At 51.4% G+C, this 22,524-nt stretch carries 21 protein-coding genes, 1 other RNA gene and 1 riboswitch; all 22 genes read left to right on the forward strand.

What is annotated here, in order from left to right:
• The first annotated feature begins 21 nt into the window (after positions 1-21).
• Positions 22-1,359 carry a bifunctional metallophosphatase/5'-nucleotidase gene (locus ACO53F_RS08920; RefSeq protein ID WP_485138144.1) on the forward strand — a complete coding sequence of 446 codons (1,338 nt, stop codon included), beginning with the start codon at positions 22-24 and terminating at the stop codon, positions 1,357-1,359.
• A gap of 295 nt (positions 1,360-1,654) precedes the next feature.
• Positions 1,655-2,119 carry a CtsR family transcriptional regulator gene (locus tag ACO53F_RS08925; RefSeq protein ID WP_035364070.1) on the forward strand — a complete coding sequence of 155 codons (465 nt, stop codon included), beginning with the start codon at positions 1,655-1,657 and terminating at the stop codon, positions 2,117-2,119.
• Positions 2,120-2,138: 19 nt separating this feature from the next.
• Positions 2,139-4,649, forward strand: a complete 2,511-nt coding sequence (locus ACO53F_RS08930; RefSeq protein WP_485138145.1) for an ATP-dependent Clp protease ATP-binding subunit — start codon at positions 2,139-2,141, stop codon at positions 4,647-4,649.
• A 24-nt stretch (positions 4,650-4,673) separates the two neighbouring features.
• On the forward strand, positions 4,674-5,552 hold the full coding sequence (locus tag ACO53F_RS08935; protein ID WP_485138146.1) for a PucR family transcriptional regulator: 879 nt from the start codon (positions 4,674-4,676) through the stop codon (positions 5,550-5,552).
• A 4-nt stretch (positions 5,553-5,556) separates the two neighbouring features.
• The gene (gene tadA / locus ACO53F_RS08940; RefSeq protein ID WP_485138147.1) at positions 5,557-6,093 is read left to right on the forward strand and encodes a tRNA adenosine(34) deaminase TadA; all 537 of its coding nucleotides are present in this window, start codon (positions 5,557-5,559) and stop codon (positions 6,091-6,093) included.
• A 207-nt stretch (positions 6,094-6,300) separates the two neighbouring features.
• Positions 6,301-7,296 carry a 2-hydroxyacid dehydrogenase gene (locus tag ACO53F_RS08945; protein ID WP_485138148.1) on the forward strand — a complete coding sequence of 332 codons (996 nt, stop codon included), beginning with the start codon at positions 6,301-6,303 and terminating at the stop codon, positions 7,294-7,296.
• Positions 7,297-7,404: 108 nt separating this feature from the next.
• Positions 7,405-7,490: signal recognition particle sRNA small type (gene ffs / locus ACO53F_RS08950), an RNA gene on the forward strand.
• A 184-nt stretch (positions 7,491-7,674) separates the two neighbouring features.
• Entirely contained in the window at positions 7,675-8,097 is a 423-nt protein-coding gene (locus tag ACO53F_RS08955; protein ID WP_485138149.1) for a YjdF family protein, read from the forward strand.
• A gap of 68 nt (positions 8,098-8,165) precedes the next feature.
• Positions 8,166-8,321, forward strand: a riboswitch (M-box (ykoK) riboswitch).
• Between the two features lie 215 nt (positions 8,322-8,536).
• A complete protein-coding gene (mgtA, locus tag ACO53F_RS08960; protein WP_485138150.1) occupies positions 8,537-11,194 on the forward strand; it encodes a magnesium-translocating P-type ATPase in 2,658 nt (885 codons plus the stop codon).
• A gap of 270 nt (positions 11,195-11,464) precedes the next feature.
• Positions 11,465-13,435, forward strand: a complete 1,971-nt coding sequence (gene dnaX, locus ACO53F_RS08965; protein WP_485138151.1) for a DNA polymerase III subunit gamma/tau — start codon at positions 11,465-11,467, stop codon at positions 13,433-13,435.
• 25 nt (positions 13,436-13,460) lie between these two features.
• Positions 13,461-13,784, forward strand: a complete 324-nt coding sequence (locus tag ACO53F_RS08970; RefSeq protein ID WP_485138152.1) for a YbaB/EbfC family nucleoid-associated protein — start codon at positions 13,461-13,463, stop codon at positions 13,782-13,784.
• 31 nt (positions 13,785-13,815) lie between these two features.
• On the forward strand, positions 13,816-14,412 hold the full coding sequence (gene recR, locus ACO53F_RS08975) for a recombination mediator RecR (protein WP_070756424.1): 597 nt from the start codon (positions 13,816-13,818) through the stop codon (positions 14,410-14,412).
• 25 nt (positions 14,413-14,437) lie between these two features.
• A complete protein-coding gene (gene tmk, locus ACO53F_RS08980; protein WP_070756423.1) occupies positions 14,438-15,070 on the forward strand; it encodes a dTMP kinase in 633 nt (210 codons plus the stop codon).
• A gap of 26 nt (positions 15,071-15,096) precedes the next feature.
• Positions 15,097-15,426, forward strand: a complete 330-nt coding sequence (locus tag ACO53F_RS08985; protein ID WP_035364067.1) for a cyclic-di-AMP receptor — start codon at positions 15,097-15,099, stop codon at positions 15,424-15,426.
• A gap of 12 nt (positions 15,427-15,438) precedes the next feature.
• On the forward strand, positions 15,439-16,392 hold the full coding sequence (locus ACO53F_RS08990; protein WP_485138153.1) for a hypothetical protein: 954 nt from the start codon (positions 15,439-15,441) through the stop codon (positions 16,390-16,392).
• A gap of 44 nt (positions 16,393-16,436) precedes the next feature.
• On the forward strand, positions 16,437-16,829 hold the full coding sequence (locus ACO53F_RS08995; protein ID WP_298078055.1) for an initiation control protein YabA: 393 nt from the start codon (positions 16,437-16,439) through the stop codon (positions 16,827-16,829).
• Positions 16,830-16,838: 9 nt separating this feature from the next.
• The gene (locus ACO53F_RS09000; protein ID WP_314761179.1) at positions 16,839-17,591 is read left to right on the forward strand and encodes a tRNA1(Val) (adenine(37)-N6)-methyltransferase; all 753 of its coding nucleotides are present in this window, start codon (positions 16,839-16,841) and stop codon (positions 17,589-17,591) included.
• Complete coding sequence (locus ACO53F_RS09005; RefSeq protein ID WP_023391524.1) at positions 17,581-17,913, forward strand: GIY-YIG nuclease family protein; 333 nt, start codon at positions 17,581-17,583, stop codon at positions 17,911-17,913. Before ACO53F_RS09000 ends, ACO53F_RS09005 begins: the two co-directional genes overlap by 11 nt.
• Positions 17,894-18,766, forward strand: a complete 873-nt coding sequence (gene rsmI, locus ACO53F_RS09010; RefSeq protein WP_485138154.1) for a 16S rRNA (cytidine(1402)-2'-O)-methyltransferase — start codon at positions 17,894-17,896, stop codon at positions 18,764-18,766. Before ACO53F_RS09005 ends, rsmI begins: the two co-directional genes overlap by 20 nt.
• Positions 18,767-18,782: 16 nt before the next feature.
• Complete coding sequence (locus tag ACO53F_RS09015) at positions 18,783-18,983, forward strand: hypothetical protein (protein ID WP_485138155.1); 201 nt, start codon at positions 18,783-18,785, stop codon at positions 18,981-18,983.
• Complete coding sequence (locus ACO53F_RS09020; protein ID WP_485138156.1) at positions 18,970-19,536, forward strand: DNA-3-methyladenine glycosylase I; 567 nt, start codon at positions 18,970-18,972, stop codon at positions 19,534-19,536. Before ACO53F_RS09015 ends, ACO53F_RS09020 begins: the two co-directional genes overlap by 14 nt.
• A 100-nt stretch (positions 19,537-19,636) precedes the next feature.
• Positions 19,637-22,465: an excinuclease ABC subunit UvrA gene (gene uvrA / locus ACO53F_RS09025; protein WP_485138157.1), complete on the forward strand. Its 2,829-nt coding sequence runs from the start codon at positions 19,637-19,639 to the stop codon at positions 22,463-22,465.
• The last annotated feature ends 59 nt before the right edge of the window (positions 22,466-22,524 follow it).

Below are 22,524 nucleotides of genomic sequence, written 5' to 3' on the forward strand. Positions count from 1 at the left end.
GCAGAAAGAAGCGATTGATTCATGCATGCTGTAAAACTTGGCATTCTCCATACCAATGACACCCATTCCTATCTGGATTTATTTGGCCAGCGGGCCCACCTGATTGAAGGCCTGCGCGCACGCTATGAGGCCAGCTTGTTGCTGGGGGCGGGGGACCTCTTTGTGGGTGGTCCTTACTTCCAGCTCTTTGCTGGCCAGGCGGAAATTGCCCTCTTGAACCAGCTAGGTTATGATGCGGTAACTTTTGGCAATCATGAATTTGATCTGGGACCTAGCTTTTTGGCTTCCTATCTGGCCCAAGCCCGAGTGCCTTTTGTGTCCAGTAACCTGGACTTTAGCCGAGAGCCGGCTTTGGCTGATTTGGCGGCGCAACAAGTGGCGCCTTACCGCCTCTATGACCTGGCGGACGGTGTCCGACTGGCCCTCCTAGCAGCCACAACCCTGGAAACTCTGGATAATTCTTCGCCAGGGGAGCTGATTGGCTTTGAAGAACCTCGCGAGGCCTTAGAACGGAATCTGGCCTTGGCCCGTCAGGCTGGGGCAAGCCACTTTGTTCTCTTAAGCCATCTGGGTTATGAGACGGACCTGGCGCTGGCCCAAGAAGTGCCGGACTTTGCCGCCATCATCGGAGGCCATACCCATACGGTGACAGAGCAGCCCGCCTTAGTCGGCCAGACCTTGGTGGTGCAGGCTGGCTACTATGGCCGCCTGCTGGGCGAACTCAGTCTCTGGCTCTATCCGGATGGTAGCCACCAGCTAGGCCACTACCAACTACATGATTTAAGTCATTATGCCAAGGTTGCCCGTCCGGTAGCCAAGGAACTCAAAATCTGGCAAAGCCAGGTCCAGGCGCGCATTAGCCAAGTCATTGGCGTCAGTCGCCAGGCCCTAGATGGCAGTCGGGAGGCCCTGAGTCAGGGCCATACCAATCTCAGCCAACTGGTCTGCCGGGCCTATGCGGCAGCTGCTCGGGCTAAGGGCTGGCAAGTGGACTTTAGCCTCATTAATGGACGAGGCGTCCGCGCCAGTCTAGATCAGGGGCCGGTGACCTATGAGGAGGCCCTGGCTATTCTGCCCTTTGGCTGCCAGCTTTGGGTCCTGGAAGTGACAGGCGCCGATCTCAAGGAGGCGCTGGAATCTGGCCACTATCCTCGTATGATCGATAGTCAAGGCCAGCCCCTAGAGCTTGAAGAGGCAGTCAAGGGGCTGGACCCTGAGGCCACTTATCAGCTGGTGACTAACGACTTCTTAGGACGCGGCCGGGATGGTTATGAGGCCTTGGCCCGTCACCAGCTGCTGGATCAGCAGCTGGGTAGCGATCTGGATGCCTTGGTGGCTTACCTGTCCCAAGAGGCTTAAGCCTATTTAATAGTTACACTATTAAATAGGGTTTGAGAGGGCAAAAATTCTGGCTTTTTGGGGGCCACAGACTGAAAAAGTCAAAAATAAGCCGGAAACGTTCGTCTTTTGGCGGCAAAAGCCTGTCAGACCGGGCTTTGACTCCGGCCACTTATGAAAAGTCAAATATATAATCATTTATATAAAAAGGGGCCTCAGGCTCCTTTTTCTTTAGCTCTAGGCCAAGCAATTAGGTTGGCAAAAGGTCTGATTTGGTGTACAATAGTCAAAGAAAGTCAATGTAAGGAGGGGTAACATGTCAAGCCGCAATATGACCGACATCATTGAGGCCTACTTGAAGGAATTCCTCAAGCACCAAGAGCATGTCGAAATCAAACGTAGTGACATCGCGGAGCACTTCGACTGTGTCCCGTCACAAATTAACTACGTCATCAAGACCCGCTTTACCCAGGAGCATGGCTACCTGGTCGAAAGTAAGCGGGGTGGTGGCGGCTATATCCGCATTCTCAAGATTGAATTGGCCGACGAGGCAGCCCTGATTGATCAGCTGATTGAATTAGTGGGCGATAAGATTAGCCAACGCAACGGCATTCATATGATTGAGAATTTGATTGGCAAGGGCCTGATTACCAACCGCGAGGGGACCTTAATCCTGTCCGTGATTGAAAAATCTGTCCTCCATCAAATCAGTGAGCAGGAACAGGCGGCTCGCGCCCAACTGCTCAAGACCTTTTTGCAACAACTCAAATACAGCTATTAAGAAAAGGAGTGAAGACGCGATGTTTGAAGAACTATTTACCGAAAGTGCCCATCAAGTCATGATCATGGCGGCTGAGGCTACCTACCAATTGCGCCATTCAGCCATTGGGACCGAGCATATCTTGATTGGTCTAGCCCGCGAAGAACGTGGCATTGCCGGCGTCATTCTCCGTGAATTTGGCGTGACCCCGGAACTCATTCTGAACGAGTTGCGGGCCATCCATGGCGATGTAGAGGCGCCTATGCCACGGGGGGAAGTAACCCTACCTTATTCGCCGCGCGCCAAGAAGAATATCATGGATGCCTCCAATACAGCTAAGCGCTTGGGCGCCCGCCAAATTGGGACCGAGCACCTCTTATTAGCGATGCTGCCACAAGAAATTTTGGCTACCTTAATCTTGCGCAACCTAGATGTTGATTTAGACGCCCTTAAGAAAGCCGTCTACCAAGCCATCGGCATTGATAAGATGCCAATGGGCCAAAGCAAGCCTCAGGCGCGGACCCAGAAAGCCAGCGAAACTGCGCCAAGTAAGACGCCGACCTTGGATTCCTTTGCCCGCAACCTGACCCAAATGGCCAAAAAAGGTCAGATGGACCCAGTGGTGGGCCGCGAGAAGGAAGTCCAACGCATGCTGCAAATCATCAGCCGACGTAAGAAGAATAACCCTGTCCTAGTTGGGGACCCAGGGGTAGGTAAGACTGCCTTGGCAGAAGGCCTAGCCCAACACATCGTGTCAGGCGACGTGCCAGCCGATATTGCTAAGAAGCGCCTTATGATGCTGGATATGGGGAGTCTGGTGGCTGGGACCAAGTACCGGGGTGAGTTCGAAGAGCGCATGAAGCGCATTGTGGAAGAAGTCATGGCCGACGGCCAAGTGATTCTCTTCATTGATGAGCTCCATACCCTGATTGGGGCTGGTGGATCCGAGGGGGCCATTGATGCAGCCAACATCCTCAAGCCAGCTCTGGCACGGGGTGAAATCCAAGTCATTGGGGCGACGACCCTGAGTGAATACCAGAAATACATTGAAAAAGACGCGGCCTTGGAACGTCGTTTCTCTAAGGTACAAGTAGACGAGCCAACGCCTGAAGAAACCATCCAGATTCTGCAAGGGCTCAAGACCCAATATGAAGTTCACCACGCCGTGACCATTACCGACCAAGCCATTGAAGCGGCGGTCAAACTTAGTGTCCGCTACATTACGTCACGCTCCTTGCCTGATAAGGCCATCGATTTAATCGACGAAGCGGCCGCTAAGGTGCGGATTGAAGAAGCCGTCTCTCACGATCCCCTTTTCGCCCTCGAGAAGGAAATGGCCAAGTTGCAGGCCGACAAGGAAGAAGCCGTGTTAGCCCGCAACTTCCCAGAGGCTGCTAGCCTTCGTGAAGCCGAACAAAAACTGGAAAAACGCCTGGCCCGGGCCCGCAAGAAAGCACAAGCACAGGCCGGCCAGCCAGCACATTTAGTCGTGGATGAAGAACAAGTGGCTCAAGTCGTGGCCCTATCAACTGGCATCCCAGTGACCCAAATGGCCATGAAAGAAAGCCAACGCCTAGTTAACCTAGAGCGGGAGCTTCACCAACGGGTCATCGGCCAGGAAGAAGCCGTGTCCGCTGTGTCACGTGCTATTCGCCGGGCTCGTTCTGGCCTCAAGGCGCCAGGCCGTCCAATTGGTTCCTTCCTTTTCTTAGGGCCAACCGGGGTTGGTAAGACCGAATTAGCCAAGGCCTTGGCCCAAGCCATGTTTGGCTCGCAAGACAATATGATTCGGGTCGACATGTCCGAGTACATGGAGAAACACACCGTGTCTCGCCTGATTGGTTCGCCTCCAGGCTATGTAGGCCATGAAGAAAGCGGCCAGTTGACCGAGAAGGTTCGCCAAAAACCTTACTCTGTCATTCTCCTCGACGAAATCGAGAAGGCCCACCCAGATGTCTTCAACATCCTGCTCCAAGTCTTTGACGACGGACATTTGACTGACTCCAAGGGCCGCCAAGTCGATTTCCGCAACACCATCATTATCATGACTTCTAACCTAGGGGCAACCGCCCTGCGGGATGAGAAATCCGTCGGTTTTGGGGCTAAGCAGTTTACCGCTGACCACCTGGCCATGGAAAAACGTATTCGCGAAGAGCTCAAGCGTTCTTTCCGTCCAGAATTACTCAACCGGATTGACGAAACGGTGGTCTTCCACTCCTTAACTAAGGAAGAAATTCGCCAAATCGTGAAGCTCCATACTAAGGATATTATCAAGCGCCTAGGCGAATTGGCCATCAAGGCTCGGGTGACCGACACAGCGGTAGACATTATCGCCGAAGCCGGCTTCGACCCAGAATACGGGGCGCGTCCAATTCGTCGCGCGATTCAAAAACAAATTGAGGACCAACTCAGTGAGCTGCTGCTCAGTGGCAACATTGTCACCGGTGACTCAGTGACCATTGGCGGCCGGTCCGGCAAGATTAACATTGCCGCTAAGGACCATGAGGCTGGCTCAAGCAAGGCCAAAGCTAAGCCAAAAGCCAAAGCCTAAATAATCTAAGACGGGAGGTAGCCCATGTTTGAACAACTGCAAAGACTCTATCCCCAGGCCCAAGCAGTCGCACCGGATGCGGTGCTGCCCGGCTATCTGATTGTCCAATTGGGGGATCAAGGCCTGGCCATTCCTCAGGCCGACCTGACTAGCAAGGAGGAAGAACTGCTGCTCATGATGAGCTTGGCCAAGGCCACTCCCCAGGTGCCGGTTGTGGATTTAGCGCCACATCAACAGGCCTGGCGGGCCTTTCTCCTAGAAGGTCGGCCGCTAGAAGGCCAAATGCGGGGCAGTTTGGTCTGTATCTATTTGATTATGCAGGCCAAGTCAGAGACCTTCGACCCTGTCTTGTGGCAGCAAACCCTGGAAGATTCTCTGGAAGCCATTGAAGTGGTCATTCCGGATGAAGCCAATCGCTGGCTAGTCTGCCTTCGAGGCATGGAACACGTGGGCGCCTTGGTGGACATTATTAAGACCTTGGACATTGACTTTGAGACGGTGACCCGAGGTTGTGTCGGCCTAGTAGCCAAGTTGGACCAGGATTATGTGGCCCATTTCCAAGATGAGCGACGTCTGGTTCACAGTATTCTGTCTCAGATTATGGAGCCTGAAATTGTGCCCCTGACCTCAGTCCTCTTGCGCCTGGTAGGGCGCGAGGTGACCAAGCAGTATGCCTTTATGGATCGACTGCACGATGTCCTCAAGCACAATCCAGACTATGCGGCGACGGTGCGGGCCCTCTTTGAACACCAGGGCAACCTGAGTCAGGCAGCCGACGAACTCTATATTCATCGCAATACCCTGACCTATCGCCTCAGCAAATACACCAAGGAAACGGGGCTTAACCTGCAACATCTGACAGATCTGATTGTTAGCTACCTGGCTCTGGAACATAAGGGGTGAGGCCATGATGGATGCAAGCCAACTGGCGCCCACCGACTTGGCCCAGCACGAATATTGGATGCAGCAGGCCCTAGAACTGGCCGACCAGGCCCAAGCCCTAGGTGAAGTGCCCATTGGCGCCCTCTTAGTTAAGGATGGCGTCCTCCTGGCTTCAGCCTACAATCTGCGGGAGGTCAACCACCAGGCTACGGCCCACGCCGAACTCCTAGCCATTGAAGCGGCCAACCAGGCCCTGGGTGCCTGGCGCCTAGAGGGCTGTACCCTCTATGTGACCTTGGAACCTTGCCCTATGTGTGCGGGTGCCCTGGTCTTATCGCGGGTGGGTCAGGTGGTTTACGGCGCAAGTGACCCCAAGGGCGGCTGTGCCGGCAGTCTCATGAATCTCTTGGAAGACAGCCGCTTCAACCATCAGCCTCAAGTCATTAAGGGAGTGCTGGAAGCCCAGTGTAGTGACAAGCTCAAGACCTTCTTCCAAGGCCTCCGCAAGCGGAATAAGTTGCGTAAAGAGCAAGCCAAGCAAGCGGATGAACAAGCTGACTAATTAATATAAAAATGAACGCTCAAGCCAGCCCTCTTAAGGGCCGGTCTTGAGCGTTTTTTGTCTTGGTTGGGAGTATTACGAATATTTGAGATACAAAATTATCCATTTTCATGAAAATTAATCAACATCGGCTTTCTAATGTGCTAGAATAAGAATATTAAATCCCCCACTTCGTTCAAGAAGTAAATGCAAGGAGCAAAAGCAATAATGAAAGTACTAGCATATGGTGTTCGCGATATCGAAAGACCCGTTTTTGATATAGCCAATCAAAAGTTTGGTTATGAATTAGTTTGTGTGCCCAACTACCTAACGGGTCCGGAAGAGGCTTGGTTAGCTCAAGATTGTCAGGCCGTTATTTTACGTGGTAACTGCTGGGCTACAAAGGAGGTCTTAGACATCTACAAAAAATTAGGGGTAGAATATGTCCTGACGCGGACAGTAGGGGTCGATCATATCGATCTTGCCTATGCTAGGCAATTGGGCTTCAAGTTAGCACACGTCCCTTTTTACTCACCTAATGCGATTGCTGAATTGGCTTTGACCTTGGCCATGACCCTCTTGCGGAATGTCGCCTATACAACGCACTTAACTAGCCAGCATGATTTTCGTATCCACGAGCAAATGTTTTCTAAGGAAATCCGTAACTGTACCGTTGGTGTGGTTGGGATTGGCCGGATTGGCTTGACGACCGCAACGCTCTTCAAGGGCTTGGGCGCGAATGTCTTAGCTTACGACGCCTGTCCAAAAGAAGGGGTAGATCATATCTGTACCCAAGTAGAACTGGATGAGCTCTTAGCTAAGTCAGACGTGATTTCCATTCACGCACCTTACATTCCAGCTAATGGTAAGGTCATCACCAAGGAATTCATCAGCAAGATGAAGCCAGGGGCCATTCTGGTCAACACCGCGCGCGGTGAGCTGCAGGATGTGGATGCCATCATTGAAGCCATCGAATCTGGCCATTTGGCTGGGGCAGGCTTAGATGTCTTAGAGAACGAGAGCCAATTCTTCTTCAAGGACCTGCGCAGTCAAGACATTAGCGACTCTGCGGTTAAGAAATTGGTTGACCTCTATCCTAAGGTCTTATTAACCCCTCACATGGGCAGCTACACCGATGAGGCAGTAGAGAACATGGTGGAAACCAGCTTTAATAACCTCAAGTCTTACCTGGAAACAGGCCAATGTAGCAACGACATTGCCTAATAGTGAAGCAAGCTAGGAAGTCATTCCTAGCTTCTTTTTATAGGAAAATTGACGAGGTAGGGGCATAGTGGCTTGCATCTTGCATTTTGGATCATCTTTTGCTAGAATAAGAGTAGGCAATGGCGGCGTCATGAATCGAGTCAGGACCGGAAGGTAGCAGCTATAAGTGACAAAGCCATGTGCTTATTTTTTTATCTATCAAAAACCGCCCATTATATCATATATGATATAATGGTTTTTTCTTATGCCGAGGTGTATACTAAGGTAGAATGATAAAAACACATGAATCGGTTGGTAGTCCGGTCCTAGCTTTGGCTAGCAGTAACCTGCCCCTCCTGGGTTGTCCCTTCATTTGAATTCAAAAAAGGAGGGACTGTTATGACGGAAAGCATCTGTCTCACAGTATATTTCGACGGGAGTTTTTGGCTAGGACGCTTGGAATGGCGTGAGGCCAATTGCATGCGGGTGGCGACATATACCTTTGGCAAAGAACCGACTAATCCTCAGCTCTTGGCCAATCTACCCCGTATCTGGCAAGACTTGACTTGGAGTCCGGCGGTGGACCAAGCAAAGCTAAACTCGCACAAAAGGCTCAATCCAAAACGTCTCTTGCGCCAAGCCAAACGCGCCTTAATAGAGGCGCCAGTAGCCAGTACCAAGGCCCAGCTTGCTTTGAAGGTCCAGCAAGAGACCCGACAGCAAAAGGGCAAGCGCCAAAAAAGCGCCAATAAACGCGAGCACCAAGCGCGCCAATTTGCCCTTAAGCAGGCCAAACGTCGCGAAAAACATCGTGGCCATTAGGGCCAATCTGCCTCCTATTTGGAGGCATTTTTTTGATTGACAGAGCCAAATATTGGCGCTATACTAAAGTTGCAATTCGGTAGGTGAGACTACCATAGGGATACGGATGACTACCGCAAAGAAGTGGAGACACTTCGCGTTGGTTAGCAGTTGCTGTCGAGAAGGCGGCGACTAACGTCATTTCATCGCCCTATGATGTTAAAGCTTGGACGATGAATGAGAAAGTAAGACGACTTTATCTTGTCATGGTCTAAGCCATCACGAGCTAAAGTCTTTTTTGATACCTACTGCGCAAAATTCCACTAAGAAAGGAGTGTTCAGTATGCCAAGTGCCGATAGTGAACCAATACTGAGGCCAAAACCTGAATATCAAAACCTAGGCGCTGAACACGCCCTGGTTTGGCTATTCGGGTAACCTATAAATTAGAGAGGTGAACCCATGTTAACAGCAAAAGAACGTTTAGAATTAGCGATGATGCAACCTACGGCTGAACTCCTGACCCAAGTAGGGAGCTCTCCCCGTGGCTTGAGCCCAGAGCAAGTTGAAGCCAATCGTGAAACTTATGGCGAGAATGTCATTACCAAAGCCAACCAGGCTACTCTCTGGCAAAAAATTTATGAATCTATTATTAACCCCTTTACCGTCATTCTTTTGATTATTGCCCTGGTCTCCCTAGTGACCAATGTCATTTTAGCCGAACCTGGTGAGCAAGATCCGACTACCCCTATTATCATCATTATTTTAGTCATAGTATCGGGTGCCATTCGCTTCTTCCAAGAGCTCAAGAGTGACCAAGCTGCCAGCAATTTATCCAGCTTGATTGTTAACACTGCTACTGTCATCCGAGATGGGCAAGAGAGTGAGGTGCCGATTGATGAACTGGTTGTAGGGGACCTGGTTAAATTAAGCGCCGGTGACATGCTTCCGGCAGATGTCCTACTATTAGAATCACGCGACTTTTTCGTCCAACAATCTAGCCTGACGGGTGAAAGTGATTCCGTCGAAAAGAAGGCTTACCCCCTACCCGGTGATAGCCAAGCTAACAAGAGTCCATTAGAGGCGGAGCAACTCGTCTTTATGGGCTCCAACGTAGTGAGCGGGAGTGCTATTGCATTAGTCTTGGTGACTGGGAACCATACCTTGATTGGGAGGATTGAGAAGACGCTGAACACCTATGACGAGCCGACTTCTTTTGAGAAGGAGATGAACAGCATCTCTTGGTTGCTCATACGCCTGATGCTAGTCTTAGTACCGGTGGTCTTCGTTATTAATGGGCTGACCGATTCGGACTGGCTAGAGGCAGGGGTCTTTGCCCTAAGTGTAGCGGTTGGGTTGACACCTGAGATGCTCCCGATGATTATCACGGCCAGTCTAGCCAAAGGCTCCGTCATCATGGCCAAAGAAAAAGTCGTGATTAAGAAGTTGAACGCCATTCAGGATTTAGGCGCCATTGACATTCTCTGTACAGACAAGACCGGTACACTAACCCAAGACGAAATTATCCTAGAGTATCCCTTGGACATTCATGCGCAGTTAGACCTAGGTGTCCTGAAGGTTGCCTATCTTAATTCCTACTTCCAGACAGGACTTAAGAATCTTCTGGATCGGGCCATTATTGGGCGTACAGAGAAAGAAGCCCTAGAACACGAGGATCTACGGGACCTAGCCAGTCGTTACAAAAAAATTGACGAACTTCCCTTTGACTTTGAACGTCGTCGCATGAGTGTCATCGTTCAAGAAGCGAGCCAAGTCCGCATGGTGACCAAAGGTGCCCTAGAAGAGATGCTGTCAATTTCCAATTATGTCCAAGATGAAGGTCAGATTATAGCGCTGACGGATAAGATTCGTGCTGATGTCCTACAAGCCGTGAGTGATCTCAATGACCAAGGGTTACGTGTCCTAGGGGTCTGCTACAAGAATTATGACAATCCCGACCATGCCTTCACAGTCGAAGATGAATCGGACATGATTCTTATGGGGTACCTTGCCTTCCTAGATCCACCTAAGCCTTCGGCAGCTCCAGCTATCCAAGCTTTACGCGAGCATGGCGTAGCAACTAAGATTCTGACTGGGGACAACGAGAAGGTTGCCCGGACAGTCTGTGAAAAGGTTGGTCTAGATGTTAATCATATTCTGCTGGGGACAGAAATAGACACGATGACCGATGAGGTATTGGGTGAACTTGTCGAAGATATTACAATCTTCGCGAAACTATCACCGGACCAAAAGGCTCGCATTATCCGCTTGCTCAAAGCCAAGGGCCACAAGGTCGGTTATATGGGGGATGGCATTAATGATGCGCCATCTTTACGTGTGTCAGATGTGGGTATTTCAGTAGACACAGCGGTTGATATTGCCAAGGAAGTGGCCGATGTTATCCTATTAGACAAGGATCTCTTAGTCTTAGAGAAGGGCTTGATTGAAGGGCGTAAGGTCTATGCCAACATGACCAAATATATCAAGATGACGGTCAGCTCCAACTTTGGTAATATCTTCTCCCTCCTGTTTGCGTCTGTATTCCTGCCATTCTTACCGATGGCACCTGTGCATCTGATTGTACTCAATCTGGTCTATGACTTATCTTGTATTGCCTTACCTTTTGACAATGTAGATCCTGAATTTCTCAAGGAGCCACGGGCATGGTCAGCAAAATCCATTACACGCTTTATGGCATGGATGGGGCCAACCTCTTCTATCTTTGATATCATCACCTTTATGGTGATGTTCTTCCTGATTGGGCCCATGATTACGGGAACAAGCTATTTTGAGTCGGTTAATCCAGCCTACTTCCTCATGGTATTCCAAACAGGTTGGTTCATCCAGTCCATGTGGTCACAAACTATGGTTATCTATATGTTACGCTCACCAAAATTGCCTTTTGTGCAGTCTCTACCAGCTTTCTCCTTAGTGGTAACCTCACTTTTTGCAGTTTTCGCCGTAACTATCTTACCTTATACGCCATTAGCTGGAGCACTTAAGTTGGCACCACTGAATGCGCCGTACTTTGTAGCCTTACTGCTGATTATTGTAGCCTACATGGCCTTGGTGACAGTAGTGAAATCGGCTTATATTAAACGGTATAATGAATGGCTCTAGAGCCTATGGCTGGGATGAAAATCCCAGCTTTTTTGTTTGCCAGAATGAAGAAGCTATCTCTGGGTAAGGGGCCCCATAAAGAGCTAGATTTGAAAATATGTTAAGAAAAATAACCGTAGATTTGTTAACTTCTACCCTATTTATCTATAGAATAGATAAATAGGGAGACCATGAGACCAATGGAGAATTCTAAGTCCCCGCCTAGCGGATAGGGGGTGAGGTATGCTATAATAGATAGGAAATATCTGTGCCCAAAAAGGAGGGTGGACAATGAGTTATCAAGCCTTATATCGGGTCTGGCGGCCCCAAAGTTTTGACGAGTTAGTGGGGCAACCCCTAATTGCCGAAACCCTAAAAAATGCGGTCAAGAACCAGCAATTAAGCCACGCCTATTTGTTCACCGGGCCACGGGGAACGGGGAAGACCTCTGCAGCCAAAATTCTGGCCAAGGCAGTCAACTGCCCACATCAGACAGATGGCAATCCCTGCAACCAGTGTGAACTTTGCCAGGCCATTACAGCTGGCCAATTGAGCGACGTTATTGAGATTGACGCGGCCTCTAACAACGGGGTCGAAGAAATCCGTGACTTAAGGGACAAGGTGCGCTATGCGCCCAGTCAAGCGACCTACAAGGTCTATATCATCGACGAGGTCCATATGCTGACCACCGGAGCCTTTAATGCCCTGCTCAAAACCCTGGAAGAGCCACCGGCTCAGGTTCTCTTCATCCTAGCGACGACGGAACCGCATAAGATTCCCGCCACTATTATCTCGCGGACTCAACGCTTCGACTTTGGGCGGATTAGTCAGGCTGATTTAGTCGGCCGCATGCAGTATATTCTGGAACAAGACGGGATTGACTTTGAAGCCGAAGCCCTGGCCGTGATTGCCCGGGCAGCCAATGGTGGGATGCGGGATAGCCTGAGTTTGCTGGACCAAGCCCTATCCTATAACCGTTCAGCAGTGACCGTTCAATCGGCCTTGGAAGTGACGGGGTCCTTGTCTCAGCTGGTCTATATCGATTATCTGACTGCCCTGCAAGCCCACGATGGGCCTAAGGCCTTGAGTATTTTGCAGGCCAGTCTTCAAGAAGGCAAGCAGGCCAATCGCTTCGTGGAAGAGTTAATCCTCTTCTGCCGGGACCTCTTGTTGACCTTGAATTCCAAAGACAACTTCACCCTCTTGACCCAAGCAGAGCTCAAGCCTCTGCGTCAAGCAGGGGACAACCGCTTCTATTACAGTCTGATTGAAAGACTTAATCAAGCCTTAAACCAAATGCGTTTTGCTACCCAGGCAGACCTCTTCGTGGAAGTAGCTACCATTGAATTGGCTCAAGAGGTCGCCAATCAGCCGGCAGCTGCTGGCCCTGAGTCGGGTGCCCTAGCCGAGCTTGTGCGTCAGGTGCAAGCCCTAGAGGCCAAGGTCAGCCAACTGGAAGCCCAGTTGCGGGCAGGAGTACCTGCTCAAGTAGCAGCTCCTAGCCCTCAAGCGTCAGCAGTGGATGACCAAGCACGGGTACCGCGCGAGCGTCCTGCTGGACAGCGCCAAGCCTATCATTTGGACACGGATGCCGTCTATGCCGTCCTCAATGAAGCCACACGTCAAGACGTCAGCCAGCTCAAAAGTGGCTGGGCTACTTGGCTAGAATCCTTGCCACCACAAGACCGCGTGCGCTTGACGGGAGCAGAGGTACAGGCAGCAGGTCCTGAACGCATTCTCTTGTCCTTCAAGAGCCAGGACTTCTGTGGTCGGGTCCAACAAGATGCGGACTTCGTCCAAGAACTAAGTCGCCAACTGGCCCGCCACTTTGACCGGCCGGTCGCCTTGGCCTTTGTCTTACAGAGTGAATGGAGTCAGGTGCGCCAGACCTATAAGGTCCTCTATGACCAAGCGGGCGGCCCAATCAAAATTGGTGCCGTGGCAGAACCTATTAGGCTAGCCCCTGAAGCAGAGTCTATAGAAGCTGAACAAGCCAAGCCACAGTCAGACGACTTCCAAAGCCTAGAGCAAGTCATGATGGACTTGCCAGAGGCGCCAGAGGCAAGTGAGCCAGGCACCGATTTGTTTGGTCTGCCAATGGAAGCGTCAGAACCCGCTCAGCCACTAGCGGACCAGGAGGACTTGCCGACGGTTGACCCTGTCTTCGCACAGGCGCCAGACCAGGACAGCCTCCCACCCGTTGTCAGCCAAGCCTTGGCCCTCTTTGGTCAAGATGTGGTCGACATCGATTACGAAAAATAAAGCAAGCCTTAAAGGAGATATAAAGATGCGTGGAATGGGAAATATGGGCAACATGCAAGGCATGATGCAAAAAATCCAAAAAATGCAAAAGGAAATGACCAAGGAGCAAGCGGCCATTGAAGCCACTATCTTCCAAGCCCAAGATGTTAACCAACTAGTAACGGTTAAAGTCAACGGCAAGAAGGAATTGGTAGAATTGGACCTAGCGCCAGACTTGGTAGACCCAGATGATATCGAGATGTTACAAGATCTAGTGATTGCAACAGTCAACGATGCTTTGAAGCAAGTAGACCAAGCGATGGAATCACGCCTAGGTAAGTACACCCAAGGCATGAACCTACCCTTCTAGCCTATAAACCATCAAAGGAGGTGGCCACCCAGTGCAATACCCTGCACCTATCGCGAAGTTAATCAATAGTTTTACCAAATTACCGGGTATTGGAGCCAAGACAGCGGCTCGGTTGGCCTTCTATGTCCTTGACATGAAAGAATCCGACGTGACCGAGTTCGCTCAAGCCCTGATTCAAGTCAAACGCGACTTGCGGTTCTGCCCGACTTGCGGCAATATCACGGACAGCGAGCTCTGCGTCATCTGTTCCGATCAAAGTCGTGACAGCAAGACGGTCCTAGTGGTAGAAGATGCCCGGGATGTCATGTCCATGGAGCGAATGCATGAATATCATGGCCTCTACCATGTCCTTCACGGGGTCTTATCACCCATGGAAGGCACAGGGCCAGAAGATTTGAATATCCCCTCGCTCCTGCGACGTTTGCAGGAGACGGAGATTGAAGAAGTCATTGTGGCCACCAATGCCACCGCGGAAGGGGAAGCGACTGCCATGTACTTGGCCCGCTTGCTTAAACCAGCTGGCATTAAGGTAACCCGCCTAGCTCACGGTTTGGCGGTAGGCAGTGACATTGAATACGCCGATGAGATGACCCTCTTCCGGGCCATTGAAGGGCGGCGTGAATTATAGTGGAAAGACAAAGTGAGGAGAAGGCATGTTTCCAGGAAAGTTTATAACCCTTGAAGGTCCTGATGGGGCCGGCAAGAGCAGTGTGATTGCGGAGTTGACCGCCTATTTAGAGGGCCAGGGCCATCAAGTCCTGACCACTCGTGAGCCGGGGGGCGTGCCCATTGCGGAAGAGATTAGACGGGTCATTCTAGATGTGGATCACACTGCCATGGACCCACGGACAGAGGCCCTCTTGTTTGCGGCAGCCCGTCGCCAACACTTGGTCGAAGTGATTCTACCGGCCTTGCGTCAAGGCAAAATCGTCCTCTGCGACCGCTTCGTGGATTCGTCCCTGGCTTACCAAGGTATGGCCCGCGATATTCCGGTGGATCTGATCTGGTCCATTAACCAATTTGCGGTAGAAGACCAACTGCCGGCTCTGACCCTCTTAATCGATGTGCCAGCTGAGGTGGGCCTAGCCCGCATTCATCAGGCCCGCGGTCAGCGCCAGTATGATCGCCTAGACCAAGAATCCCTGGACTTCCATAACCGGGTCCGCCAGGCCTTTCTAGATTTGGCCCAAGCCTCACCAGAGCGCATTAAGGTCATTGACGGCCAAGCGCCACTAGACCAGGTCGTGGCTGCTTGTATTGACGTTCTACATCAACATGCCCTCTAGAGACAGAGAGGAGAAGGAGTATCATGATGAAATTAATTATTGCCATTGTTCAAGATCAAGACCAAAACGAATTGAGCCGCGCTTTCTATGATGCCAATGTCCGTGCCACCAAGTTATCTACCACCGGTGGTTTCTTACGGGCCGGCAACACTACCTTTATGATTGGGATTGAGGAAGAACGGATTGAGGAAGTCTTGAAGATTATTGACCAATGTTCTAAGGCGCGTGAGCAATATGTCAGCGCTCCGCTCCATTTGGACATGGGCCTAGATTCAGCTGTCAACCTACCAGTCAAAGTTGAAGTAGGGGGCGCGACCGTCTTCGTCTTACCAATCGAGAGCTTCCACCAATTCTAGGCGGCGACTGGTATGGCTACCTATAGTGTCGAAGCCCTTAAGACTTATTTTGCCCAGCAGGTCCAGGAAGGCCACCTAGCCCATGCCTACCTGCTGACAGGTGGGGACATGACTAGCAAGCGAGCCGTCATGACGGCCCTAGCCCAAGACTATTTCTCTAGGGATAGTGCTGGCAACCCAGCGACCATCCGCCAACGGATTGCCGATAACCAGTACGCAGATATCTATTACTTAGAGGCTCAAGGCCAGACCCTCAAGGTCGACCAGGTTCACGAGCTCAAGGAATGGTTGGGGCAGAGCCCGCTAGAAGGGCGTGGTAAGTTTGCTATTATTGAGCAGGCCGAGCGCCTCAACGCCTCTTCGGCCAATGCCCTCTTGACCGTCTTGGAGGAGCCGGTGGACAATGTCTATCTCTTCCTCTGGAGTCCAAGTGCTAACTTGCTCCTGCCGACTATTTTGTCACGGGTTCAAGTCCTGCATCTGGAGGCACCAGACCGCCAAGCCCAGGCAGCGGACTGGGAGACTCATGGAGTCTTACCCGTTCACGCTCAGATTCTGGCAGGTTTCAGAGAGGAAACCGTGGCCCGCTGGACTAGCGATTATGAGGCCACCCAGTTTGAGCAGGCTATCAAGACCTGGAACGGCTGGTATCGCCAACTAGTACTGGGCGACCCTATGGCCTTTGTTGCTTTACAGACTCGACTCAAAGGAGACCTGACTCAGCAGGGCGGCTTGGACCTGGCAGATTATTGCCTGCGTCTGACCCATCAGCTCTTAACCAAGGCAGCAGCCTATGATTTCCAGGGGCATTTCTTGACCGATTTGGCCAAACAAGGCTTGCCTAGCCAGGTTGACCTCTTGCGGCTTAACCAGCTCTTGCTAGAGGCTAAGCAGCGGATTTTGGCTAATGTATCCCCTCAGTTGGCTTTAGAACAGTGCGTCTTACGATTTAAGGCGGGGCGCTAAGCAAGCCAATTCACTCTTATTGATAATGAAAGGATGTTGTGCTAATGGATGAGTCAAACTTGACCCAGATTCTGGCCCTAATGGATAGTCAGTTTAGCCAATTAAGTGATACCATGGCGCAACTCAAGCACCAGGTAACAGAACTTTCCCATGAAAATAACCGTCTTCGCATGGCCAATGCCCAGTTAGCATCGGTCGTCAGCGAAGCCAGCCCGCCCCTGACGGATTTGCCTCCAGAGCAAGAAGACAAGCATCAGGAGGAGACCAGTCAAGTGGCGCCAGCCAAACGGCAACAAGCGGGGCGCGAGCGCCTGCAGACCTTCTACCAGGAAGGCATCCATATCTGCCATACCTTCTATGGGATGAAGCGAGAGCCAGGGGAAGAGTGTATCTTCTGTCAGAATCTCCTGGATAGTTTCCAGCGAGACAACCACTAGGAGGTCCCTATGACAGACGCGACTGACTTACTTAAGCCCGGCGAGCGCCTAGACTATCTAGCTCGCGAGAACTTGTCGATTATTCAAAATCCAGACTACTTTGCCTTCTCAGTCGATGCCATTCTATTGGCCCATTTTGCCAAGGTGCCACGACGTCAGACGGCCAGAATTCTGGATCTCTGTAGTGGGACAGGGGTCATTCCCTTCCTACTCAGTGCCAAAACAGCCGGTCACATAGATGCGATTGAACTGCAAGAGGCCCTAGTCGATATGGCCCAGCGCTCTTGCCAGCTCAATGATCTGACGGACCGGCTGACTTTTCGCCAAGGGGATGTCAAAACCATGGAGGCGGCGCGTCCCCTCTATGATGTTGTGACTTGCAATCCCCCTTATTTCTCAGTCACTAACAAACAGACCCAACACCACCTGACCTCCCATGCCATTGCCCGGCATGAGGTCTACCTAACCTTGGAACAATGGGTGGCCCAAGCCAAACGCCAGCTCAAGACCCGGGGCAAGCTCTTCTGTGTCTATCGGCCAGACCGCCTAGATGACTTGATGGAGACCTTGCTAGGGGCGGGCTTTAGTGTTCACCGTCTGCAATTTGCTTATGGCAAGGCCGACCAGGTGGCCAAGGTGGTGCTGGTCGAAGCCATTTACGCAGGGGGACGCCAAGGCTTGAAGGTGGAGCCGCCGATTGTCATTTATGGGCCGGATCAGCAATATACCCCAGAAATGAAGGCAATTTATTATGGCGACTAAACAGTATTTTTTCTATGTGCTCTACTGCGCAGACCATACTCTCTATACCGGCTATACGGTGGACTTAGAGGCGCGGACTGCCAGTCATAATGCTGGCAAGGGCGCCAAATATACCCAACAAGCCAAGCGCCGGCCGGTTCGCCTGCTCTATGCTGAAGAGCGGCCTAGTCGGTCTCTGGCCATGCGGGCGGAGGCGCGATTTAAGCGACTGACCCGGGCCCAGAAAGAAGACTATCTCTTCCGCCATGGCTTGACGTCCTTATCGGCCAGCCAACCCTTAATTATTCCCTTGGAGGTGCAAGATGGAACAACGGAGCTTTGAGTCCCGGGCGGGGGGCACCCTCTACTTGGTGCCAACGCCTATTGGTAACTTAGAAGACATGACCTTCCGGGCCATTCGCCACCTCAAGGAAGCGGATTTGATTCTGGCAGAAGACACCCGCAACACCATTAAACTCTTAAACCATTTTGAGATTGAGACGCCTATGCAGAGCTTCCATGAGCATAGCCAGGCTGACCGTCTCCAGCCCTTGTTAGAACGTTTGGCACAAGGTCAGGATTTGGCCCTGGTGTCAGATGCCGGCATGCCTCTGATTAATGACCCGGGTCATCCCTTGGTGGATGCCGCCCTTAGCCAGGGACTAGCAGTGGTGGCTCTGCCGGGCGCCAATGCGGCCCTGACGGCCTTGATTGCTTCGGGCTTATCCTGCCAGACCTTCACCTATTACGGCTTCTTCCTACGGGATAAGAAAGGCCAGGTCGCTGTCTTAGACCGAGTGGCAGGCCAGGAGGCAACGGCCATTTTCTACGAGTCGCCCCACCGAATCAAGCAGGCTTTGCAGGCCATTCGCCAGGAATTGGGGCCGGACCGGGCCGTGGTCATAGCTCGAGAGCTGACCAAGCGTTATGAGACCTACATTCGGGGCAGTGTACATCAAGTGCTCATGAGCCTGGCTGACCAGGAAATCAAGGGGGAATGTGTCCTCCTGGTAGCTGGCGGGGGCAAGGACGAGACGGGACCTGACTTGACCGCAGAGACAGATCTTAAGGCCTTGGTCCAAGACCTCATGGCTCAAGAAGGGCTCAATGCCAAGCAAGCCATTAAGCAAGTGGCCAAGACTTACGGACTGAAAAAACAAAGCGTCTATCAGGCCTATCACGACCTGACCGACTAATAGAGGAGGAAGATTTATGGCATTAAAAGATGAAGATTTCTTATTGAAAAATGATAAAGATTTGGAGGCTGCCATGGCCAAATTAGGCTTAGTCCTAGATGAAGAAGAGAAGGAATTCGTCGATCCTACCGACCAATTCGCCTTTGACCCAAGCGCCTTAGAAGATGACCATGAACAGGATGACCAAGCCAAAGGCAAGGATCATGGACGCAAGTAAAAAACGTTGCGCCTGGGCCACCAATATGCCGGATTATTATCAGGCCTACCATGACCAGGTTTGGGGCGTACCCCAGCATCAGGACTTAGACCTCTTCAAATGGCTAGTCCTGGAATCCTTCCATGTGGGCTTGTCCTGGCGCTTGGTCCTATCCAAGGAGGCTAACTTTGCCCGTGCTTTGGAAGGCTATGACTATCACAGTATCGCTCAGTATCAGGAAGAGGATGTCGAACGCCTAGCCCAGGATGCGGGCATTATCCGCCATCGGGGTAAGATTCGAGCGACCATTGCCAACGCCCAGGCCTTTCTCAAGGTTCAGGCCGAATGGGGCAGCTTCGACGCCTATATCTGGCACTTTACGGAGGGCCAGGTGGTCTTTCCGCCCCCAGGGGAGCGGCCAACCCGAAGTGATCTAAGCGATCGCATAACCAAAGACCTCAAGAAGCGGGGCTTTAAATTCCTAGGCAGTGTGACGGTCTATTCCTATCTACAAGCCATCGGTATGGTCAATGACCACGAGCCAGAATGTTTCTGTTATCAAGCAGTGCGCTAGCCCTTGAGGGTGAGCGCTTTTTTTGCGAACAAATTTTCGCACCTAGGAGACTAAGTGTGCTATAATGGGTAAGGTAAGATTCAACCAGAGGAGAAAGACAATGGCCAAAGATAAAATCGTAATCAAAGGGGCACGGTCCCATAACTTAAAAAATATTAATCTAGAGATTCCTCGTGACCAGCTAGTTGTAGTGACGGGTCTATCCGGGTCAGGCAAGAGCTCCCTGGCCTTTGACACGCTCTATGCAGAGGGCCAACGCCGCTATGTGGAGAGCCTGTCGGCCTATGCCCGCCAGTTCCTAGGTCAAATGGATAAGCCAGATGTGGACTCTATCGAGGGTCTGAGCCCGGCCATTTCCATCGACCAGAAGACTACTAGCCACAACCCGCGGTCAACGGTCGGAACCGTAACGGAAATTAACGACTACCTGCGTTTGCTCTATGCTCGTGTGGGGGTACCTTACTGTCCCCATCACAATATTCCCATTCAACGTCAATCTGTTGAGCAGATGGTCAACCAGGTCTTAGACCTACCTGAGCGTACGCGTATCCAAATTCTGTCCCCTCTGATTCGTAATCAAAAAGGCCAGCATCAGAAGACCCTGGAGAAGATTAATAAGGACGGTTTTGTCCGGGTGCGAGTGGATGGTCAGGTTTATGATGTCACCGAAGTGCCTGAACTAGCTAAGAATAACAAGCATAATATCGACGTCGTCGTGGACCGGGTCGTCATCAAGGATGGCGTTCGCTCCCGCCTCTTCGATTCCATGGAGACCGCCCTCAAACTATCTGAAGGCTATGTCATCATCGATGTCATTGATGGTCAGGAATTGCGTTTCAATGAACACTTTGCCTGCCCGCACGGCGACTTCCAGATGGGTGAGTTGGAGCCTCGTCTCTTCTCCTTCAATGCGCCTTTTGGTGCCTGCCCAAGCTGTGATGGGTTGGGTTCCCGTCTAGTAGTAGACGAAGCCTTGGCTATTCCCGATGAAAATCTCACCTTGGAAGAAGGAGCCTTTGTCGCCTGGAATCCAATCAGTTCCAACTACTATATGTCCATGATGCGCCAATTCTGTGAGCAGGAAGGCATTCCCATGGATGTTCCTTATAAGAAGCTCAAAAAGTCCCAGCAAGCCGACCTTAAGTATGGGGTCAAAGACGGACGCAGCTTCAAATTCACCTACACCCCAATGTCGGGTACCGGCACGCGGACGGTTGATACGGTCTTCGAAGGGGTTATTACCAACATGGAACGCCGCTACAACGATACGGGTTCCGACTATACCAAGGAAGTTATGCGCCAATACATGGTCGAACATATCTGCCCGGCCTGCCAGGGCCAACGTCTCAACCCAACAGCCTTGTCAGTTCGGGTAGGGGACCTCAATATTGCCCAAGCGACTGAATTGTCTATTAGTGATGCCTTGGCTCACTTCAAGAGCCTGACCTTTGGGCCGGCAGATGAAGTCATTGCTAAGCCCATTATCAAGGAAGTGACCGATCGCCTAACCTTCCTCAATAATGTGGGGTTAGATTACCTGACCCTGAGTCGGGTAGCCGGTTCCTTGTCAGGTGGGGAAGCTCAACGTATTCGTCTGGCTACCCAAATTGGCTCCAACCTCAGTGGGGTCCTCTATATCTTGGATGAGCCTTCTATCGGTCTCCACCAACGCGATAACTCCCGTCTGATTCAGTCTCTGACACAGATGCGGGACTTGGGTAATACCCTGATTGTGGTGGAACACGACGAAGAAACCATGATGACAGCCGACTATATTATCGATATTGGGCCGGGTGCTGGTGAGCACGGTGGCCAAGTGGTGGCATGTGGGACGCCGGAAGAGGTCATGAAGAATCCAAATTCCTTAACAGGTAAATACCTGTCAGGTAAGGAGAAAATCGCCTTGCCAGCTAGCCGTCGTCAGGAAGACAAGGGTTGGGTGACGGTTACAGGAGCTAGCGAGAACAACCTGCAGAATGTCACCGCCAAATTCCCATTAGGGCGCTTTGTAGCCGTGACGGGGGTTTCGGGTTCAGGTAAATCCAGTTTGGTCAACGCCATCCTTAAGCAAGCCTTGCTCAAGGAGATGACTAAGGCTAAGACCCGTCCAGGTAAGTTTAAGTCGATTAAGGGTTACGAAAGTTTAGACAAGATCATCGACATTGACCAGAGTCCGATTGGCCGGACGCCACGCAGTAACCCGGCTACCTATACGGGGGTCTTCGACGATATTCGGGATCTCTTTGCCCAGACCAATGAAGCCAAGTTGCGCGGTTATAACAAGGGGCGCTTTAGCTTCAATATCAAGGGCGGGCGTTGTGAAGCCTGTGCCGGCGGCGGGATTAACAAGATTGAGATGCACTTCCTGCCAGACGTCTACGTGCCTTGTGAGGTCTGTGGCGGCCGTCGCTATAATTCTGAAACCCTGGAAATTAAGTACAAGGGGCTCAACATCACCGAAGTGCTGGATTTAACCGTTGAAGAAGCGGTAGAGTTCTTCGCTGCCATTCCGAAAATCAAGCGTAAACTCCAAACCTTGCTAGATGTTGGTTTAGGCTACATTAGCCTGGGTCAGTCTGCTACTACTCTGTCAGGTGGGGAAGCCCAACGCATGAAGCTGGCGGCCGAATTGCAGCGGGTTTCGACCGGCAACACCTTCTATGTCCTAGATGAACCAACGACCGGGCTTCACGCCCACGACATCCGCAAGTTGCTAGAGGTCATCGACCGTCTAGTCCAAGCGGGTAATACCGTAGTGGTCATTGAACATAATCTGGATGTCATTAAGACCGCCGACTATGTCATCGACCTTGGGCCAGAAGGCGGGGTTCGCGGTGGTCAGATTATCGCTACCGGGACACCGGAAGAAGTAGCCAAAGTCAAGGGCTCCTTCACCGGCCAGTACCTCAAACCATTATTGAAAAAATAAAATAAGACTGGGACATTTGTCCCAGTCTTATCTGTTTATCTACTCTTCCCTATTTATTA

It is taken from the genome of Abiotrophia sp. (genome assembly GCF_057275535.1).

Bases quoted from the DNA above. Each gene is read 5' to 3' on its own strand.
- rsmI (WP_485138154.1), top strand. From the start codon at position 17,894: ATGGAACAACGGAGCTTTGAGTCCCGGGCGGGGGGCACCCTCTACTTG.
- ACO53F_RS08920 (WP_485138144.1), top strand. From the start codon at position 22: ATGCATGCTGTAAAACTTGGCATTCTCCATACCAATGACACCCATTCC.
- uvrA (WP_485138157.1), top strand. From the start codon at position 19,637: ATGGCCAAAGATAAAATCGTAATCAAAGGGGCACGGTCCCATAACTTA.
- ACO53F_RS08970 (WP_485138152.1), top strand. From the start codon at position 13,461: ATGCGTGGAATGGGAAATATGGGCAACATGCAAGGCATGATGCAAAAA.
- mgtA (WP_485138150.1), top strand. From the start codon at position 8,537: ATGTTAACAGCAAAAGAACGTTTAGAATTAGCGATGATGCAACCTACG.
- ACO53F_RS09020 (WP_485138156.1), top strand. From the start codon at position 18,970: ATGGACGCAAGTAAAAAACGTTGCGCCTGGGCCACCAATATGCCGGAT.
- ACO53F_RS09000 (WP_314761179.1), top strand. From the start codon at position 16,839: ATGACAGACGCGACTGACTTACTTAAGCCCGGCGAGCGCCTAGACTAT.
- ACO53F_RS08925 (WP_035364070.1), top strand. From the start codon at position 1,655: ATGTCAAGCCGCAATATGACCGACATCATTGAGGCCTACTTGAAGGAA.
- dnaX (WP_485138151.1), top strand. From the start codon at position 11,465: ATGAGTTATCAAGCCTTATATCGGGTCTGGCGGCCCCAAAGTTTTGAC.
- ACO53F_RS08930 (WP_485138145.1), top strand. From the start codon at position 2,139: ATGTTTGAAGAACTATTTACCGAAAGTGCCCATCAAGTCATGATCATG.
- ACO53F_RS09015 (WP_485138155.1), top strand. From the start codon at position 18,783: ATGGCATTAAAAGATGAAGATTTCTTATTGAAAAATGATAAAGATTTG.
- ACO53F_RS08935 (WP_485138146.1), top strand. From the start codon at position 4,674: ATGTTTGAACAACTGCAAAGACTCTATCCCCAGGCCCAAGCAGTCGCA.
- tmk (WP_070756423.1), top strand. From the start codon at position 14,438: ATGTTTCCAGGAAAGTTTATAACCCTTGAAGGTCCTGATGGGGCCGGC.
- ACO53F_RS08945 (WP_485138148.1), top strand. From the start codon at position 6,301: ATGAAAGTACTAGCATATGGTGTTCGCGATATCGAAAGACCCGTTTTT.
- ACO53F_RS08995 (WP_298078055.1), top strand. From the start codon at position 16,437: ATGGATGAGTCAAACTTGACCCAGATTCTGGCCCTAATGGATAGTCAG.
- ACO53F_RS08985 (WP_035364067.1), top strand. From the start codon at position 15,097: ATGAAATTAATTATTGCCATTGTTCAAGATCAAGACCAAAACGAATTG.
- ACO53F_RS09005 (WP_023391524.1), top strand. From the start codon at position 17,581: ATGGCGACTAAACAGTATTTTTTCTATGTGCTCTACTGCGCAGACCAT.
- ACO53F_RS08990 (WP_485138153.1), top strand. From the start codon at position 15,439: ATGGCTACCTATAGTGTCGAAGCCCTTAAGACTTATTTTGCCCAGCAG.
- ACO53F_RS08955 (WP_485138149.1), top strand. From the start codon at position 7,675: ATGACGGAAAGCATCTGTCTCACAGTATATTTCGACGGGAGTTTTTGG.
- tadA (WP_485138147.1), top strand. From the start codon at position 5,557: ATGATGGATGCAAGCCAACTGGCGCCCACCGACTTGGCCCAGCACGAA.